Consider the following 17,010-nt stretch of genomic DNA (forward strand, 5'->3'; position numbering starts at 1 on the left):
AGGAGAGCCAAGATGTCGAGCAACAGGACCGACGCGCCCAAGCAGAGCGAACTGGCTGGCACCCAGACCCCTGACCGCGCCAACACCAACACCAAGCTGCAGAACCTCGAGCAGGCGCGCAGCGATGCCACCGGTCAGGCGCTGCGGACCAACCAGGGCGTACGCATCGCCGACAACCAGAACACGCTCAAGGCAGGTGCGCGCGGGCCTTCGCTGCTTGAAGACTTCATCATGCGCGAGAAGATTACCCACTTCGACCATGAACGCATCCCTGAGCGCATCGTGCACGCCCGCGGCACCGGCGCCCACGGTTACTTCCAGAGCTACGGCAACCACAGCGCACTGACCAAGGCCGGTTTCCTGCAAGACCCGGAGAAAGTCACCCCGGTGTTCGTGCGCTTCTCCACCGTGCAAGGCCCGCGCGGCTCGGGGACACGGTGCGCGATGTGCGCGGTTTCGCCGTGAAGTTCTACACCGATGAAGGCAACTTCGACCTGGTCGGCAACAACATGCCGGTGTTCTTCATCCAGGATGCGATCAAGTTTCCCGACTTCGTGCATGCGGTCAAACCCGAGCCGCACAACGAGATTCCAACCGGTGGCTCGGCCCACGACACCTTCTGGGACTTTGTTTCGTTGGTGCCGGAGTCGGCGCACATGGTCATCTGGGCCATGTCCGACCGTGCCATTCCGCGCAGCTTGCGGATGATGGAAGGCTTCGGCGTGCACACCTTCCGCCTGATCAACGCCGAAGGCGTGGCCAGCTTCGTCAAATTCCACTGGAAGCCGCGTCAGGGTGTTCACTCGGTATTGTGGGACGAGGCGCAGAAACTGGCTGGCAAGGACACCGATTACCACCGCCGCGACCTGTCCGAAGCCATCGAGACCGGCGACTACCCCGAGTGGGAGCTGGGCGTGCAGATCGTGCCGGAAGCCGATGAGCACAAGTTCGACTTCGACCTGCTCGATCCGACTAAGCTCATCCCCGAAGAACTGGTGCCGGTGACGCCGCTGGGCAAGATGGTGCTCAACCGCAACCCGGACAACTATTTCGCCGAGATCGAGCAAGTGGCGTTCTGCCCAGGGCATATCGTGCCGGGTATCGACTTCACCAATGACCCGCTGCTGCAGGGGCGCCTGTTCTCGTACACCGATACCCAGATCAGCCGCCTGGGCGGGCCGAACTTCCATGAGATCCCGATCAACCGCCCCGTGGCGCCGAACCACAACAATCAGCGCGATGCCATGCACCGCCAGACCATCCATAAAGGGCGCGCGTCCTACGAGCCGAACTCGATCGACGGCGGCTGGCCGAAAGAGACGCCTGCCGGGCCTCAGGATGGCGGTTTCGAGAGCTATCAAGAACGCGTCGACGCGCACAAGATCCGCGAGCGCAGCGAGTCGTTCAGCGATCACTTCTCCCAGGCCCGCCTGTTCTTCAAGAGCATGAGCCCGAACGAACAGCAGCACATCATCAAGGCCTATAGCTTCGAGCTGGGCAAGGTCGAGCGCGAGTACATCCGCGAGCGGCAGGTGAATGAGATTCTGGCCAACATCGATCTCGACCTGGCGGCGGCGGTGGCCGAGAATCTGGGCTTGCCGGCGCCCAAGGCGGGCACCGTCAAGGCGCCTCAGTCCAAGCTCAAGACCTCCCCTGCCCTGAGCCAGATGAACCATCCCGGCACGGTCGGCATCAAGGGCCGCAAGATTGCCCTGCTGATCGCCAACGGCGTGGACGGTGCCAGCGTCGACACGCTGGTCAAGGCGCTCGAAGCGCATAGCGCGCGGCCGATGCTGCTGGGGCCGACTTCGGCGCCGGTGAAAACGGCCGACGGCAAGGCGCTGCCGGTGGATGCGTCGATGGAGGGCATGCCGTCGGTGATGTTCGACGGTATTCTGGTGCCGGACGGCAAGGCCTCGCTCGATGCCTTGGGCGCCAGTGGCGTCGCCAAGCACTTCCTGCTCGAAGGCTACAAGCACTTGAAGGCCATCGGCGTGGCGCCGCAGGGCAAGGCGCTGCTCGATGCGCTGGGTCTGAAGACCGACAAGGGGCTGCTGCTGGGCGACGACCAGAAGACCGTGGAGGCCTTCGTCAAGGCGGTCGAGGCTCATCGGGTGTGGGAGCGAGAAGCGGCAGCCGAGGCCATTCCAGCCTGACAGGTAACGCTGCGCTGTAGCGAAAGGGCCGCATTGCGGCCCTTTTCGTTTGTTCAGTTTTGATGCGGGACCAGCACCACTTGGGCCGGCAAGGCGCGCTGGATTTCATGCTTCTGTTTCAGCGGGAAGCTGGCATCGAGCTTGCTGACGCGCTTTTGCAGCAGCGTCTTCAGCCAAGGCGCGTCCTGGGTGCGCGGCACTTGGAAGACCACTTCGCAGTGATAACTCACGACGTCGGCGGCAATGTCGTCCAGTTGCCGGCGCATGGCCGCGATGTCCGTGGTTTTCAACGCAATTACCGTGCTCGGTGCTGCCGGATCGATGACCCGAGCCTGAGGTTTGGACTCGGCGGCCTTGAGTGCTGCCTCGGCCTTGTCCAGCTCGGCCTGGCGGGCCTGGGCCACGGCTTCGCCGCCGGTCAGGGCCGGCGCCTGTGGCATCAAGGCACGCGCTCGGGCCAGCGCGGTGGCAGCGGCGTTGACGTCGCCCTTCTGCAACACGATCTGGCTGCGTTGCAGGTAGGCTTCGGCCAACTGGCGATGATACTGCTCGACGCGGGGGTCGTCCGGCGACTGCGCTTGCAGCGTGGCGAGTTGATCTTCGGCGGTGGCCAACTCGTTGCTGGCGATGTTCTGTTGCAACTGCTGCCAGGCGTCGGGCTGTTCCGGGGCGGCGGGCGGTTCGACCGGCGCTGAGGAGCAGGCGGCAAGGAACAGCGAAAAGACGGCAACAAGCAGATAACGGGAGGCGAACGGCTTCATTCCTGCGACTCTCTATTTGCGCAAAAAGCGAGCAAGTCTACACCCAGGTGTGCCCGCTCGAAAACACGTCTTACTGACCCTTTACCCAGGTAAAGGTTGCACGGTGCGACCTTCAGGTGTCAGCGCTTGGGCAGTGCCAGGCTCAGCAAGAATAGCACCGCCGCGCAGACCACGATCGACGGACCGGCCGGGGTGTCCTTGAACCAGGACATCGCCAGGCCGCCACAGACCGCGGCCACGCCCAGCAGGCTGGCGCCCAACGCCATCTGTTCGGGCGAGCGGGCGTGACGTTGTGCCGCGGCGGCGGGAATGATCAGCAGCGAGGTAATCAGCAGTACACCGACGATTTTCATCGCCACCGCGATCACCACCGCGATCAGCAGCATCAGCGCCAGGCGCAGCCCCGCCACTGGCAAGCCTTCGACCCGCGCCAGTTCCTCGTGCACGGTGACCGCCAGCAGGGGGCGCCAGAGCGCGGCCAGCAAGGCCAGCACCAACACACTGCCGCCGAGGATCCAGGCCAGGTCGGTGCTGCTGATGGCCAGCAGGTCGCCGAACAGATAGGCCATCAGGTCGATGCGCACATCGTGCATGAAGCTCAAGACCACCAAACCCAGCGACAAGGTGCTGGGGGCGAGAATGCCGAGCAGGGTGTCCGACGCCAGCGGCTGGCGCTGCTGCAGGGTTACCAGCAGGATCGCCAGCAGCAGGCAGCCGATGGTCACCGCCAGGGTCGGGCTGACGTCCAGGGCCAGGCCCAGGGCCACGCCCAGTAACGCCGCATGGGACAGGGTGTCGCCGAAATAGGCCATGCGCCGCCAGACCACGAAGGAGCCCAGCGGGCCGGCGACCAGCGCCAGGGACAATCCGGCAAGCAAGGCGTAGAGAAGAAAATCAGCCATGCTTGCAGTGCTCTCCGTGGACATGGGCGCCGGGGGCGATCACGGCGCCATGCAGGTCGTGGCTGTGATCGTGATGATGGTGATAGACCGCCAGGCTCGGCGCCGTCTGGCCGAACAGCTCGACGAACGCCGGGTCGCCGCTGACCTGCTCTGGGTGACCCGAGCAGCACACATGGCGATTCAGACAGACCACCTGGTCGGTGGTGCTCATCACCAGGTGCAAGTCGTGGGAGACCATCAGCACACCGCAGCCGTAGCGGTCGCGCAGGCGGGTGATGAGGTTGTACAGCTCGCCCTGGCCGACCACATCGACGCCCTGCACCGGTTCGTCGAGCACCAGCAGCTCGGGCTCGCGCAGCAGTGCGCGGGCCAGCAGCACGCGCTGCATCTCGCCGCCGGAGACGGTCTGGATCGGGCTGTCGATGACCTGTTCAGCGCCCACCTCGCGCAACGCCGCCAGCGCCCGAGCGCGGTCCACGCCGGGTACCAGGCGCAGGAAGCGCAGCACCGGCAGCGGCAGCGTGGCATCGACCTGGATTTTCTGCGGCATGTAGCCGATACGCAGGCGCGGCTTGCGCCAGACTGTGCCATGGTGCGGCTTGAGCAGGCCGAGCACGGCACGCACCAGGGTGGTCTTGCCGGCGCCGTTGGGGCCGATCAGGGTGACGATCTGGCCGGGTGCGACCGCCAGGTCGATGCTGTCGAGCACCGCTTCGCCGGCAAAGCTCACGCCGACCTGCTCCAGGCGGATCAGCGCGTCGCTCATGCGGTGCTCCGGCAGTTGGCGCACAGCCCGACCACTTCGACGGTCTGCGTCTCGACGGCGAAATTCACTGCCTTGGCGCTGGCGACGATGGCATCGCTGATGCTGTCCTGCTCCAGCTCGATGGCCACGTGGCAGGCGCGGCAGATCAGGAATTGTCCTTGATGCTTGTGCTCGGGATGGCTGCAGCCGATGAAGGCGTTGAGCGAAGCGATGCGGTGCACCAGGCCGTTTTCCAGGAGAAAGTCCAGCGCGCGGTACACCGTCGGCGGCGCTGCGCGGCGGCCGTCCTGCTCGCTGAGCACGGCAAGGATGTCGTAGGCACCCAGCGGCTTGTGGCTTTGCCACACCAGTTCGAGCACGCGCCGGCGCAGCGCGGTGAGGCGCAGCCCCTGGCGCGCGCACAGGGTGTCGGCTTCGCTCAAGGCGCTGTGCACGCAACGGGAATGATCGTGGGGACGGTTGGCCAGCGGGGTGATAGACATGGGCGGCGACGATTATCGGCGGAGACGTTATTATGTTACCTGTTTCTGACGAGTCGAGTATTCACCGTGTCCCGATTCCTTGCCCTTTTTGTCGCTTTCATCGCTTTTTCCGCCCACGCAGACGTGCGGGTGCTCACCAGTATCAAGCCCCTGCAGCAGATCGCTGCAGCGGTTCAGGACGGCGTTGGCCGCCCTGACGTACTGCTGCCGCCTGGGGCGTCGCCGCACAACTTCGCGCTGCGCCCCTCCGATGTGCGCAAGGTCAGCGATGCCGACCTGCTGTACTGGATCGGACCGGACATGGAGAGCTTCCTGCCGCGGGTGTTGAAGAACCGCAGCAAGCCTACGGTGGCGGTGCAGTCGCTGCCGGGCATGAAGCTGCGCCACTTTGGCGAGGACAGCCATTCCCACGAACAAGACCATGACGATCACGACCATGACCACCGCCCCGGCTCGCTCGACGCGCACCTGTGGCTGTCGTCGATCAACGCGCGGGTGATCGCGGCGAAGATGGCCAGCGACCTGGCGGCGGCCGACCCGGCCAACGCTGCGCGCTACCAGGTCAACCAGAAAGCCTTCGCCGAGCGGCTGGACGCGCTGGATCAGCGGATCAAGACGCGGGTCGCGGGTATCGCGGGCAAGCCTTACTTCGTGTTCCACGAAGCCTTCGACTATTTCGAGGCCGAGTACGGCCTGCGCCACACGGGCGTGTTCAGCGTCGCCTCCGAGGTGCAGCCGGGGGCGCAGCATGTGGCGGCCATGCGCACGCGTTTGCAGGCGGTGGGGCCGACCTGTGTGTTCAGCGAGCCGCCCATTCGTCCGCGTCTGGCCGAAACCTTGGTGGCGGGACTGCCGGTGAAGTTGGCCGAGCTCGACGCCTTGGGCGGGACCGATCCGGTGGACGGCAAGGGCTATGAGCGCTTGCTGGAGAAGGTCGGTGTGGATTTGGCGCGGTGTTTGGAGAGCCTCTGAAGCTCTGATCCCAAAGGGGCGGCCTCATCGCGGCGGGTCATCGCCGCGACGAGGTGATTGCCTGTCACAAGGCGATGGGCAGCTTCAAGGCCACATGCTGACGCTGGGCCAGGCGGACCTCGAACTCGCGGGGGTCATGGATGGTCACGTCCATGCCGGCGAAATCACGGGCGGCGATCAGCCGCGACAGCCAGAACCGCACGCAGCCCACGCGCAGCATCACCGGCCACAACTCGGCTTCTGCCGCCGTGAAGGGCCGTAGCCCAGCGTAGGCGCCGAGCAGCGCCTGGGCATGCGGCAGGTCGATACCGCCGTCGGCGTCCAGGCACCAGTCGTTCAGGGTAATGGCGATGTCATAGAGCATTGGCCCGGAGCAGGCGTTGTAGAAGTCGATCAGGCCGCTCAAATGAGTGCCTTCGAACATCACGTTGTCGCGGAACAGGTCGGCGTGCAGGTTGGCCCTGGGCAGTGCGAGAATCTGCGCCTTATGCGCTTCGATTTCCTGCAAGGCGCTACGCAGCAACCCGCTTTGCTCGGCGTCCAGGCCCGGCAGCAGCTCGGCGCCGGCGCTGAGCATCCAGTCCAGACCCCGGTCGGTGCGGCGTTCGATGATGCGCTCGCGGGTGGCCAGGTGAATGTGCGCCAGCAGTTCGCCCACTTGCGCGCAGTGCTGGTTGTTCGGGGCTTTCACATGCTTGCCCGCCAGCCGCGGTTGCAGCAGCGCCGGCTTGCCGCACAACTGGCGCAGACCGTGGCCGTCGCGGTCGCGCACGGCGTAGGGCACCGGCATGTCGGCGTCGTGCAGCACATCGAGCAAATCGATGAAGAACGGCAGGTCCTCGGCCGGCCCGCGCTCGATGAGCGTCAGGACGAACTCCCCCTTTTCCAGGCTGACGAAGAAGTTGCTGTTTTCGGTTCCAGCGGCGATGCCCTGGAAGTCCAGCAGGCGGCCCAGCTCATACGGCGCCAGAAAGGTTTCCAGCTCGGGCCGGGACACGGGGGTGAAGACTGACATGTTGAAAAGCTGCCCATGCAGGCACTTCCAAATGGGAAGTGCCGGGTTGATGAGAACGGTACGGGTGACTACCTCACCATTCGAAGATTTTCCAGGACGGAATCAGCATGTCCGGCTGGTCGGATCGAATGAAGTTGCCGTCGGAGCCATCGGCGCGTACCAGGAAATATGGCTTACCGTGTTTCGGCGTGACCTTGATCGCGTACAGGAAGCCGTTTTGACGGTATTCCTGGATGGTGCGATCGCCTTCCGTGCGAATAGTTACATCGGGATCGGCCGATGGGGCCTCGTCCGCCGCCAGTGCCAGGACCGGGGTGATGGCCAGCAGGCTGAGCAGTAACAGGCGAATGGGTGTGCGCATGATAACCTAAGTCCTTTTGTCGTCACTGATCCGGCTATTCTAGCGCCGGACCCGTCGAAAAGGTTGATTCCTCTCATGAGCCAAGCGCCCCTCGTCCTGGTGGACGGTTCGTCCTACCTCTACCGCGCCTTCCACGCCCTGCCGCCGCTGACCACCTCCAAGGGCATGCCGACCGGCGCGGTCAAGGGCGTGCTGAACATGCTCAAGAGCCTGCGCCGGCAGTACCCCGACGCGCTGTTCGCGGTGGTCTTCGACGCCAAGGGCGGCACCTTCCGTGACGCCATGTTCGCCGAATACAAGGCCAACCGCCCGAGCATGCCCGATGACCTGCGGGTGCAGGTCGAGCCGCTGCACGCCAGCGTGCGGGCGCTTGGATACCCACTGCTGTGCGTCGAGGGCGTCGAGGCCGACGACGTGATCGGCACCCTGGCGCGCAGCAGCGCGGCGGCCGGGCGCCCGGTGATCATCTCCACCGGCGACAAGGACATGGCGCAACTGGTGGACGGCCACATCACGCTGGTCAACACCATGACCGGCAGCGTGCTGGATGTCGCCGGCGTGCACGAAAAATTCGGCGTGGGGCCTGAACACATCATCGACTTCCTGGCCCTGATGGGCGACAAGGTCGACAACATCCCCGGTGTCCCCGGCGTTGGCGAAAAAACCGCCGTGGGCTTGCTGACCGGCATCGGTGGTGGCCTGCGCGAGCTGTACGAGAACCTCGACAAGGTGCCGAGCCTGGCCATTCGCGGCGCCAAGAGCCTGCCGGCCAAGCTCGAAGAGCACCGTGATGCGGCCTTCCTCTCTTACGAACTGGCCACCATCAAGATCGATGTCGAACTGGACATCGCCGTGGACGCGCTGGTCTGCGGCGAGCCTGACCGCGAGGCCTTGCTGGCGCTGTACACGGAAATGGAGTTCAAGAGCTGGATCGCCGACGTGCAGCGCGACGCCGCCCGCGAGGGCGCTTCGATCGAGCCGGTGGAGGCGCCGGCGGCCAAGGTCGAGGCCAGGTACGAAACCGTCCTCGATCAGGCGCGCTTCGACGTCTGGCTCGACAAGCTGCGTCAGGCACCGCTGTTCGCCTTCGACACCGAGACCACCGGGCTGGACGCGCAGCGGGCCGAACTGGTCGGCGTGTCGTTCGCGGTCGAGCCCCACGAGGCTGCCTATGTGCCGCTGGCCCACGACTACGAGGGCGCGCCGCAGCAGTTGGACCGTGATGCGGTGCTGCTGGCGCTCAAGCCGCTGCTGGAAGACCCGGCCAAGGCCAAGGTCGGGCAGAACGCCAAGTACGACATCAACATCCTGGCCAATTGCAGCCAGCCGATCGAGGTACGTGGTGTGGCCTACGACACCATGCTCGAGTCTTACGTGCTGGACTCCACCGCCACTCGCCACGACATGGACAGCCTGGCCCAGAAGTACCTCGACCACCGCACCATCGCGTTCGAGGACATCGCCGGACGTGGCGCCAAGCAGTTGACCTTCAACCAGATCCACCTGGACAAAGCAGGCCCCTACGCGGCCGAGGACGCTGACATCACCTTGCGTCTGCACTTGGCGCTGCAAGCCCGCCTGGCGCGTACGCCGAGCCTGCAGCCGGTGCTCATGGACATCGAGATGCCGCTGGTGCCGGTGCTGGCCAAGATCGAGCGCCAAGGCGCGCTGGTCGACGCCGCCTTGCTCAAGGTGCAAAGCGGCGAGCTGGGGGTGAAGATGGCGGAGCTCGAGCGCCAGGCGTACGAGTTGGCGGGCGAGCCGTTCAACCTCGGCTCGCCCAAGCAACTGGGGGTGATTCTGTACGACAAGCTGGGCATGCCGGTGCTGAGCAAGACCGCCAAGGGTCAGGCCTCCACCGCCGAGGCGGTGCTCGCCGACCTGGCCGCCGAAGGTTATCCACTGCCAACCGTGCTGATGGAGTACCGCTCCCTGAGCAAGCTCAAGAGCACCTACACCGACAAGCTGCCCGAGCAGATCAACCCGCGCACCGGACGCATCCATACCTCGTACCAGCAGGCCGTGGCCGCCACCGGGCGACTGTCCTCCAGCGACCCGAACCTGCAGAACATCCCGGTGCGTACCCTCGAGGGCCGGCGCATCCGCCAGGCCTTCGTCGCCAGTCCGGGCTACAAACTGCTGGCGGCGGACTACTCGCAGATCGAGCTGCGTATCATGGCCCACCTGGCCAAGGACGAAGGTCTGCTGCACGCCTTCCGCAATGACCTGGACGTGCACCGGGCCACCGCCGCCGAAGTGTTCGGCGTGGCACTGGAGGCGGTCACCCACGATCAACGACGCAGCGCCAAGGCCATCAACTTCGGGCTGATCTACGGCATGAGTGCGTTCGGTCTGGCCAAGCAGATCGGCGTGGACCGCAAGCAGGCGCAGGATTACATCGACCGCTATTTCGCCCAGTACCCCGGCGTGCTGGCCTACATGGAGCGCACCCGCGCCCAGGCGGCCGAGCAGGGGTTCGTCGAGACCTTCTTCGGCCGCCGTCTGTACCTGCCAGACATCAACGCCAAGAACCCGGCCCTGCGCCGTGGTGCCGAGCGCACGGCGATCAACGCGCCGATGCAAGGGACCGCCGCCGACATCATCAAGCGGGCCATGGTCAACGTCGATCATTGGCTGGCCGACAGCGGCCTGGATGCGCGGGTGATCCTGCAGGTGCACGACGAACTGGTGCTGGAGGTGCGCGAGGACCTGGTGGAGCAGGTGCGCAACGAGATTCGTCCGCACATGAGCAACGCGGCTCAACTGGATGTGCCATTGCTGGTCGAGGTCGGTGTCGGCTCCAATTGGGACGAAGCCCACTGAGGCGAGCGCTGGCGGTCTGCAGCGTGAGCGCGCAGGCCGCTACAGCGCGAAAGATGAAACCTGTGCAATTAGTTTTCCGGGCTCAGGAACTAAACCCTGAAGTGCAACTCAGAGTACCTGAATGGCTGGTGAAGCCGTTCGATGCTCCTATGTTGTGTTAAGTGTTGGCAGATATCTGGATCCCGCCCTAGCGGTCCGGACTTGAACCCCGAACTTCCCCCTCCCCATATGAAGTCCGGGGTTTTTTTTGCCCGCAATTTGCCAGTCGGCGTCGATCACTGCGGGCAAACAGGCACCTCAGGCCGCCGGCTTGTCTTCCAGCTCCATCCAGTCCGCCAGCACCCGGTATGCCTCTTCCAGGCCCTGGCGCTTGGGCGCCGAAAACAGCTGGATGGAGGCCGCATCGCCCCAGCCCTTGCGAATCTCCGCCTGGACCTTGAGCAAGGTGTTCTTGGCCGCACCGTGGGTGAGCTTGTCGGCTTTGGTCAGCAGGATGTGCATGGGCATGCCGCTGGCCTTGGCCCAGTCGAGCATCATCTTGTCGAAGTCGGTCATCGGGTGGCGCACATCCATCAACAGGATCACCCCACGCAGGCACTCGCGCCCGCCCAGATAAGCCTCCAGGTGCCGCTGCCAGTGCTGCTTGAGCGGAATCGGCACCTTGGCGTAGCCATAGCCCGGCAGGTCGACCAGGCGGCGTTCGTCGTCGAGGCTGAAGAAGTTGAGCAGTTGGGTGCGCCCTGGCGTCTTGGAGGTGCGCGCCAGGCTGGCGTGGGTCAGGGTGTTGAGGGCGCTGGACTTGCCGGCGTTGGAGCGCCCGGCGAACGCCACCTCGTAGCCCAGGTCTTGAGGGCATTGTTCGACCTTGGCGGCGCTAAGGGCGAATTTGGCCTTCTGGCAGAGGCCGAGGATGGGGTTTTTGAGTTGCATGGGTTATCCGAAGTGCGTGTTGCCTGATCCAGGCCACATTTCCGTTTACGGGGAGCACGTATATAATGCCCCAGTTTTTGTGTGCTCATTCTCCCAACGTAGGAGAGCGGGCATGGGGTGCCGAACACCAGCTTGCGCATCAGAACGCAGCGCGGCCCCCAACCCTGTCAGGTCGTTGCGCATGGCGAAACGGCTGCTGGCGAGCGGTAGGTTCCACCGTTTTCAGCGCACAGGCTACACAGGATCCCGAGGCGTGACCAACCGCAGCGATGCGCAGGGGTCATGCGGTATCGCCGTCATCGGCCCTCTGCAGGGCAGACAGCGTCGAGGGAGCCTGGGTTGGCGCAGGTTGCGAGCGGGCCGTTGACGCACGTTGCTCAGGGTTTCAAGGCTATGCCGTCGCGTGGATTGTGCATGGACTGCAGTACCGAGGACTACCGGTCGGTCATCCTTTGGATGAGCGGCAGTCCCGATACATAACATTTCACCCTTAGCCGTGTTGGATGAGCTGATGAACAAACTAGTCGTGAGTCTGCTGTTGACCATGGGCGTCGCAGCGGCGGCCGTTGCCGCCGAGCCCATCAAGGGCGATGCCGCCGCCGGCCAGGCCAAGACTGCGGTCTGCGGTGCCTGCCACAACCCCGACGGCAACAGCCTGGCGCCGAACTTCCCGAAACTGGCCGGCCAGGGCCAGCGCTATCTCGAAAAGCAATTGCACGATATCCAGTCCGGTAAACGCCAGGTGCTGGAGATGACCGGCATGCTCGCCGGCCTGAACGATCAGGACCTGGCCGACATCGCTGCCTATTTCGCCAGCCAGAAAGGCAGCGTCGGCGCCGCCGATCCGAAGCTGGTCGAGCGCGGCCGCGCGCTGTTCAATGGCGGCGACCTGGACAAGGGCATGCCAGCCTGCACCGGTTGTCACTCGCCCAATGGCGAAGGCATCGCCCTGGCCGGCTTCCCGCACCTGAGCGGCCAGCATGCCCAGTACGTGTCCAAGCAGCTCACCGACTTCCGCGAAGGCAACCGCAGCAACGACGGTGATGCCATGACCATGCGCACCATCGCCGGCAAGCTGAGCAACAAGGACATCGAGGCGCTGGCCAGCTACATTCAAGGGCTGCACTGAGGCACGGCGTTAACGCTCGGTTAATGCGGTGTCGTGGAATATCGGTCGGCGCGGACATCCGACCGATGGCCAGGCTGAGTGCTGGCTGCCTTTTTTGCGCGCTCAGCCGTTACACTACAGAACTCGAGCCCGTCGTGGCCTGTCTGAGCACAGGTCGCGTCGAGGCGACCACAGATCGCCCAGGAGTAAAGCATGCGTAAACTGATTCTCAGCACTGCGCTGGTCGCCGCCAGCGTCTTCGGTATGACTGCCGTCCAGGCCGCCGAGCCGGTGGCAGGCAAGGAATATATCGAGCTGAGCCAACCGGTGCCGGTGTCCGAGCCTGGCAAGATCGAAGTCGTCGAGCTGTTCTGGTACGGCTGCCCGCACTGCTACCACTTCGAACCGACCCTCAATCCCTGGGTCGAGAAGCTGCCCAAAGACGTCCACTTCAAGCGCGTTCCGGCCATGTTCGGCGGCCCTTGGGACGCCCACGGCCAGATGTTCCTGACCCTTGAAGCCATGGGCGTCGAGCAGAAGGTTCACGCTGCCGTCTTCGACGCCATCCAGAACCAGCGCAAACGCCTGACCGATCCGAAGGACATGGCCGATTTCCTCGCCACCCAGGGCGTGGACAAGGACAAGTTCCTCGCCACCTTCAACTCCTTCGCCATCAAGGGCCAGGTCAACCAGGCCAAGGAACTGGCGAAGAAGTACGAAATCTCCGGCGTACCGAGCATGGTCGTCGATGGCAAATACCGCTTCGACCTGGGCACCGCCGGCGGGCCGGAAGGCGTGCTGAACGTTGCTGACCAGCTGATCGCCAAGGAGCGCGCCGCCAAGTAGGCGGCGTCACCATGGCCCGTTTGCGTCAAACGCGAAGCGTCGGCCTGCACCAGCCGCGGGTCAACGAGCATCACCTGCACGCCCCCGGCCTGCCGGAAGATGGTCGCCTGCGGCTGCTGAGCTTCAACATCCAAGTCGGCATCAGCACCGAGCGCTACCGTCATTACCTGACCCGCAGTTGGCAGCACCTGCTGCCGCACAATGGTCGGGCCGGCAACCTGCAGAAAATCGGCGAGCTGCTCGGCGATTTCGATCTGGTGGCCCTGCAGGAAGCGGACGGTGGCAGCCTGCGCTCGGGCTACATCAACCAAGTCGAGCACCTGGCCCAGCTCGGGGCATTCCCCTATTGGTATCAGCAGCTCAACCGCAACCTCGGGCGTTTCGCCCAGCACAGCAACGGCGTACTCAGCCGCCTGCGCCCCCAGCATCTGGAAGACCACCCCCTGCCCGGCCCTGCCGGTCGTGGTGCCATTCTGGTGCGCTTCGGCGAGGGTGAGGACGCGCTGATCGTGGTGATGATGCACCTGGCGCTGGGCGCCAAGACCCGTGCGTTGCAACTGGCCTACATCCGCGAGCTGATCGGCGGTTATCGCCACCAGATTCTCATGGGCGACATGAACACCCATGCCAACGACCTGCTCGAGCGCTCGCCGCTGCGCGACCTCGGCCTGATCGCGCCGCAGGTCGAGGCCACCTTCCCCAGCTGGCGCCCGCAACGCTGCCTGGACCACATCCTGCTCAGTCCGAGCCTGACCCTGGAACGGGTCGAGGTGCTGTCCCAGCCCATCTCCGATCACCTGCCCGTGGCCGTGGAGATCCGTTTGCCCGCTGCCCTGACGCCCGATACCCTGCCGGCGGTGCGCTGAAGCGCTCAAGACTTGGCGCTTCTCGCCGACATCCAGTAGTTACCCTTCCCCGATGCCATTACCGTTGCGGACCCAGGCATGACCGACGAAGCCGAGCGCTGGAAAGAAAAGTACCTCAAGAGCCTCGAGCAGCAGGAGAAGCTGGAGCGGCGCTGGGAGGCCCGCCTCGACCTGCTGCGCCGTGGCCTGGTACGCAGCACCCTGGCTGCAGAGGGCAGCGACAAGGTGGTCGACCAGTGCATGAAGGAAATGCGCGAGGTGATCCGCGGTGACAGCATGGACGCCGGGCTGGCCGGCCTGATCCCGCGCCTGGAAACGGCGGTTTTGGAGTCCGAGCAGCGGCGCGAAACCCGCATGAACCAGGTCAGCGATGCGCTGACCTCGCTGGTCACCCAGTTGCAAGGCTTGGAACTGCCCGGCGACGTGTCCCGACCGCTGAAAAAGCTGGCCAAGAAACTCGATGGCGGCGTCAGCCAGTCGCGTGAATTGCCGCCGCTGCTCGGTGAACTCAGCGGCTTGCAGGCCCAGGCGCTGTCGTCACTGCGCAAGGCCGGCGAGGATAGCCGCCCTGGCCTGTTCCAACGCCTGTTCGGTGGCCGGGACGAGAGCGCTGCAGCCGAGCCCGTAGAGCCGCAGGCGCAAACGCTGCGACCGCCTGCCGAAGCGGTGACCGCGTCCCGCTCGGACCCTGAGCCCGAGCCCGCCAGCCAGCCCGTCGCCGAACCCATCCTTGAGCCTGAGGCGCCCGTCCCGCCGCAGCCGATGCCGCCTGTTGTCGAGGCCAAGCCCGCTCGTGCCGAGCCTGAGCCCTTGGCCGAGGCGGGTGTCGAATCGCCCGCGCAAGCGCCGGCCGAACTCCACGCCGATCAGCCTCTGCCGCCATCGGTCGAAGCGGCCGAGCCTGTTGTCAGCGCCGAGCCTCAGGGCGAACCCGAATCCGTCGAGGTCGCTGCGCCCTGCGCGTCTGTCGAGACACTGGCGACCCCTGAGGCGTCGATTGAGGAAGATACGTCCGCCACCACCCCGCTGGCCGAAGGTGCGCTCGATGAAGACGGCACCTACGCCCTGCCCGATGCCGTGGAGCCGCCCTACAGCCAGGTTGCCGAGCATATCGAGCACACCCTGCTTGGCCTGCTCGACGACCTCAGCCTGCCGGAGCGGCATCAGGCCCAAGCCCTGGAGATGCGCGAGCGGGTTGCCCGCGGGCTGAACTGGTACGAGCTGATTCCCGTGCTGGACGATCTGGCGGTGCTGATGCTGGCGATCAACGACAGCGGCCAGCACGAGTTCGAGCGCTATCTGCAACAGATCAACGAGCGCCTGGAAAGCTTCCAGAGCCATTTGCAGGAGGCTAGCGCAGGGCACGCCGACAACAGCAGCGCCGCGCGCCAACTGGACGACCAACTGCGCGAGCAGGTCGACGGCCTGCAAAGCAGCGTGCAGGGTGCCGTCGACATGGACAGCCTCAAACAGTTGCTGGACAGCCGCCTGGAGGGCCTGCTGGTCACCCTTGATCAGCACCAGCACGAACGCGACCGCCGCGAGCAGGCCCTGGCCGTGCGGCTGCAGGGCTTGGCCGAGCGCGTCAGCAGCATGGAGCAGGAGGCGCTCGGCTATCGCGAGCACCTCGAAGAGCAGCGGCAGAAGGCCCTGCTCGATCCGCTCACCGGATTGCCCAACCGCGCCGCCTGGGCCGAGCAGGTCGAGCGCGAAGTCGGCCACTGGCAGTCCGAGGGCGGGCACCTGGCCATGGCCATCCTCGATCTCGACCACTTCAAGCGCATCAACGACGGCTACGGCCACTTGGCAGGCGACAAGGTATTGAAGATCGTCGCCGATCAATTGCGCAAACGCCTGCGCGGGCGTGACTTCATCGCCCGCTTCGGCGGCGAGGAGTTCGTTCTGCTGCTGCCGCAGAGCGCACCGGCGGCAGCGTTGCAGGTGGTCGAGGGCTTGCGTGCGGCGGTCGCGGCCTGCCCGTTCCATTTCAAGGGCGAGCGCGTTGTGGTCACCACTTCCATCGGCCTTACTGCGCTGCGCTCGGGCGAACGCGGCGAGCAGGCACTCAAGCGTGCGGACGAGGCGCTGTACCGCGCCAAGAGCCAGGGCCGCAATCGGATCGAGCTGGGCTGACCGTCATGTCGAAGGTTTTCCTGACTGGGTAATCGCCAGCAGCTCGTTATACTGTATCGCTGACTGCCCCCATGACGTGCCCCGCCAATGAAAACCCTGATCACCACCCTGTTCCTCGTGCTCCTCACCGGCTGCTCCAGTGGCCTGCGCATCGACCGCAGCCACCCCTCGGCCAACCAGGACAGCCGCATCCAGTTCGTCGTCCTGCATTACACCAATGCTTCGCTGGAGCGCTCTCTGGCGCTGCTCACCCACGGTGAGGTCAGCAGTCATTACCTGGTTGGCGATGGCAATGCCACGGTCTATCAGTTGGTGGATGAAAACCGCCGCGCCTGGCATGCCGGCGAAAGCCAGTGGCAGGGCCGCACTTGGCTCAACTCCAGCTCCATCGGCATCGAGATCGTCAACCCTGGCTACACCGACACGCCGACCGGGCGTGTCTGGCACCCGTACAGCGAAGCGCAGATCCAGGCCGTGATCGCCCTGGTCAAGGACATCGTTCAGCGCAATGGCATCGCACCGCGCAACATCATCGGTCACAGCGACATCGCGCCGCTGCGCAAGCTCGATCCAGGGCCAATGTTCCCTTGGAAGCGCCTAGCCGATGCCGGGCTGGGCATCTGGCCGAATGCCAATGCGGTGGCGCGTCAGCAGGTGTATTTCGAAGCCAACCCGCCCAGTGCGCTGTGGTATCAGCAGCAGTTGGCACGGTTTGGCTACGCCATCGAGCAGACCGGCGAGCTGGATATCGCCACCCGCCACGTGATCGCCGCCTTCCAGATGCGTTTCCGCCCGCAGCTGTTCGACGGCACGCCCGATGCGCAGACAGCCGCGATGCTGCAGGTGCTCAATACCCAGCGTTGAGCCGGCAGGCTAAATCGTCACGAGC

At 65.0% G+C, this 17,010-nt stretch carries 14 protein-coding genes and 2 pseudogenes; 9 read left to right on the plus strand and 7 right to left on the minus strand.

Annotation, left to right across the window (positions count from 1 at the left end):
• The first annotated feature begins 12 nt into the window (after positions 1–12).
• Positions 13–2,156, plus strand: a pseudogene (katE, locus tag GKC70_RS00300) (catalase HPII).
• Positions 2,157–2,209: 53 nt separating this feature from the next.
• Here katE and GKC70_RS00305 read toward each other — a convergent pair.
• From GKC70_RS00305 to zur, 4 genes are all read right to left on the minus strand, one after another.
• The gene (locus GKC70_RS00305) at positions 2,210–2,917 is read right to left on the minus strand and encodes a PA5502 family lipoprotein (protein ID WP_342650111.1); all 708 of its coding nucleotides are present in this window, start codon (positions 2,915–2,917) and stop codon (positions 2,210–2,212) included.
• 119 nt (positions 2,918–3,036) lie between these two features.
• The gene (gene znuB / locus GKC70_RS00310) at positions 3,037–3,819 is read right to left on the minus strand and encodes a zinc ABC transporter permease subunit ZnuB (protein ID WP_342650112.1); all 783 of its coding nucleotides are present in this window, start codon (positions 3,817–3,819) and stop codon (positions 3,037–3,039) included.
• Complete coding sequence (znuC, locus tag GKC70_RS00315) at positions 3,812–4,585, minus strand: zinc ABC transporter ATP-binding protein ZnuC (RefSeq protein WP_342650113.1); 774 nt, start codon at positions 4,583–4,585, stop codon at positions 3,812–3,814. The genes znuB and znuC overlap by 8 nt, the downstream gene beginning before the upstream one ends.
• A complete protein-coding gene (gene zur / locus GKC70_RS00320; RefSeq protein WP_342650114.1) occupies positions 4,582–5,067 on the minus strand; it encodes a zinc uptake transcriptional repressor Zur in 486 nt (161 codons plus the stop codon). Before zur ends, znuC begins: the two co-directional genes overlap by 4 nt.
• Positions 5,068–5,133: 66 nt before the next feature.
• Between zur and GKC70_RS00325 the strand changes: the two genes are divergently transcribed.
• Complete coding sequence (locus GKC70_RS00325) at positions 5,134–6,039, plus strand: zinc ABC transporter substrate-binding protein (RefSeq protein ID WP_342650115.1); 906 nt, start codon at positions 5,134–5,136, stop codon at positions 6,037–6,039.
• 64 nt (positions 6,040–6,103) lie between these two features.
• On the opposite strand, the gene GKC70_RS00330 is transcribed toward GKC70_RS00325, so the two are convergent.
• A complete protein-coding gene (locus tag GKC70_RS00330) occupies positions 6,104–7,054 on the minus strand; it encodes a homoserine kinase (protein ID WP_342650116.1) in 951 nt (316 codons plus the stop codon).
• Between the two features lie 73 nt (positions 7,055–7,127).
• Positions 7,128–7,415, minus strand: coding sequence for a DUF2782 domain-containing protein (locus GKC70_RS00335; protein ID WP_029612500.1), 288 nt, complete (start codon positions 7,413–7,415; stop codon positions 7,128–7,130).
• A gap of 75 nt (positions 7,416–7,490) precedes the next feature.
• Between GKC70_RS00335 and polA the strand changes: the two genes are divergently transcribed.
• The gene (gene polA, locus GKC70_RS00340; protein WP_342650117.1) at positions 7,491–10,238 is read left to right on the plus strand and encodes a DNA polymerase I; all 2,748 of its coding nucleotides are present in this window, start codon (positions 7,491–7,493) and stop codon (positions 10,236–10,238) included.
• A 297-nt stretch (positions 10,239–10,535) separates the two neighbouring features.
• Here the strand turns inward: polA and yihA are convergent, their stop codons facing one another.
• The gene (yihA, locus tag GKC70_RS00345; RefSeq protein ID WP_039582049.1) at positions 10,536–11,168 is read right to left on the minus strand and encodes a ribosome biogenesis GTP-binding protein YihA/YsxC; all 633 of its coding nucleotides are present in this window, start codon (positions 11,166–11,168) and stop codon (positions 10,536–10,538) included.
• Between the two features lie 181 nt (positions 11,169–11,349).
• Between yihA and GKC70_RS00350 the strand changes: the two are divergent.
• The 6 genes and pseudogenes from GKC70_RS00350 (at position 11,350) to GKC70_RS00375 (ending at position 16,985) form a co-directional block, all read left to right on the plus strand.
• Positions 11,350–11,648, plus strand: a pseudogene (locus tag GKC70_RS00350) (cytochrome c5 family protein).
• A 31-nt stretch (positions 11,649–11,679) separates the two neighbouring features.
• Positions 11,680–12,297 carry a c-type cytochrome gene (locus GKC70_RS00355; protein WP_116889887.1) on the plus strand — a complete coding sequence of 206 codons (618 nt, stop codon included), beginning with the start codon at positions 11,680–11,682 and terminating at the stop codon, positions 12,295–12,297.
• Positions 12,298–12,489: 192 nt separating this feature from the next.
• Entirely contained in the window at positions 12,490–13,122 is a 633-nt protein-coding gene (gene dsbA, locus GKC70_RS00360; protein WP_342650118.1) for a thiol:disulfide interchange protein DsbA, read from the plus strand.
• A gap of 11 nt (positions 13,123–13,133) precedes the next feature.
• A complete protein-coding gene (locus tag GKC70_RS00365) occupies positions 13,134–13,988 on the plus strand; it encodes an endonuclease/exonuclease/phosphatase family protein (protein WP_342650119.1) in 855 nt (284 codons plus the stop codon).
• Between the two features lie 78 nt (positions 13,989–14,066).
• Positions 14,067–16,121, plus strand: a complete 2,055-nt coding sequence (locus GKC70_RS00370; protein WP_342650120.1) for a diguanylate cyclase — start codon at positions 14,067–14,069, stop codon at positions 16,119–16,121.
• An 87-nt stretch (positions 16,122–16,208) separates the two neighbouring features.
• On the plus strand, positions 16,209–16,985 hold the full coding sequence (locus GKC70_RS00375; RefSeq protein WP_342650121.1) for an N-acetylmuramoyl-L-alanine amidase: 777 nt from the start codon (positions 16,209–16,211) through the stop codon (positions 16,983–16,985).
• Positions 16,986–17,010 lie beyond the last annotated feature (25 nt).

It is taken from the genome of Pseudomonas sp. REB1044, from assembly GCF_038813925.1.
In the GTDB taxonomy this organism is placed as follows: Bacteria; Pseudomonadota; Gammaproteobacteria; order Pseudomonadales; family Pseudomonadaceae; genus Aquipseudomonas; species Aquipseudomonas boreofloridensis.

Excerpts from the sequence above, each read along its gene's own strand:
- GKC70_RS00305 (WP_342650111.1), bottom strand. The coding sequence starts at position 2,917 with ATGAAGCCGTTCGCCTCCCGTTATCTGCTTGTTGCCGTCTTTTCGCTG.
- znuB (WP_342650112.1), bottom strand. The coding sequence starts at position 3,819 with ATGGCTGATTTTCTTCTCTACGCCTTGCTTGCCGGATTGTCCCTGGCG.
- znuC (WP_342650113.1), bottom strand. The coding sequence starts at position 4,585 with ATGAGCGACGCGCTGATCCGCCTGGAGCAGGTCGGCGTGAGCTTTGCC.
- zur (WP_342650114.1), bottom strand. The coding sequence starts at position 5,067 with ATGTCTATCACCCCGCTGGCCAACCGTCCCCACGATCATTCCCGTTGC.
- GKC70_RS00330 (WP_342650116.1), bottom strand. The coding sequence starts at position 7,054 with ATGTCAGTCTTCACCCCCGTGTCCCGGCCCGAGCTGGAAACCTTTCTG.
- GKC70_RS00335 (WP_029612500.1), bottom strand. The coding sequence starts at position 7,415 with ATGCGCACACCCATTCGCCTGTTACTGCTCAGCCTGCTGGCCATCACC.
- polA (WP_342650117.1), top strand. The coding sequence starts at position 7,491 with ATGAGCCAAGCGCCCCTCGTCCTGGTGGACGGTTCGTCCTACCTCTAC.
- yihA (WP_039582049.1), bottom strand. The coding sequence starts at position 11,168 with ATGCAACTCAAAAACCCCATCCTCGGCCTCTGCCAGAAGGCCAAATTC.
- GKC70_RS00355 (WP_116889887.1), top strand. The coding sequence starts at position 11,680 with ATGAACAAACTAGTCGTGAGTCTGCTGTTGACCATGGGCGTCGCAGCG.
- dsbA (WP_342650118.1), top strand. The coding sequence starts at position 12,490 with ATGCGTAAACTGATTCTCAGCACTGCGCTGGTCGCCGCCAGCGTCTTC.
- GKC70_RS00365 (WP_342650119.1), top strand. The coding sequence starts at position 13,134 with ATGGCCCGTTTGCGTCAAACGCGAAGCGTCGGCCTGCACCAGCCGCGG.
- GKC70_RS00370 (WP_342650120.1), top strand. The coding sequence starts at position 14,067 with ATGACCGACGAAGCCGAGCGCTGGAAAGAAAAGTACCTCAAGAGCCTC.
- GKC70_RS00375 (WP_342650121.1), top strand. The coding sequence starts at position 16,209 with ATGAAAACCCTGATCACCACCCTGTTCCTCGTGCTCCTCACCGGCTGC.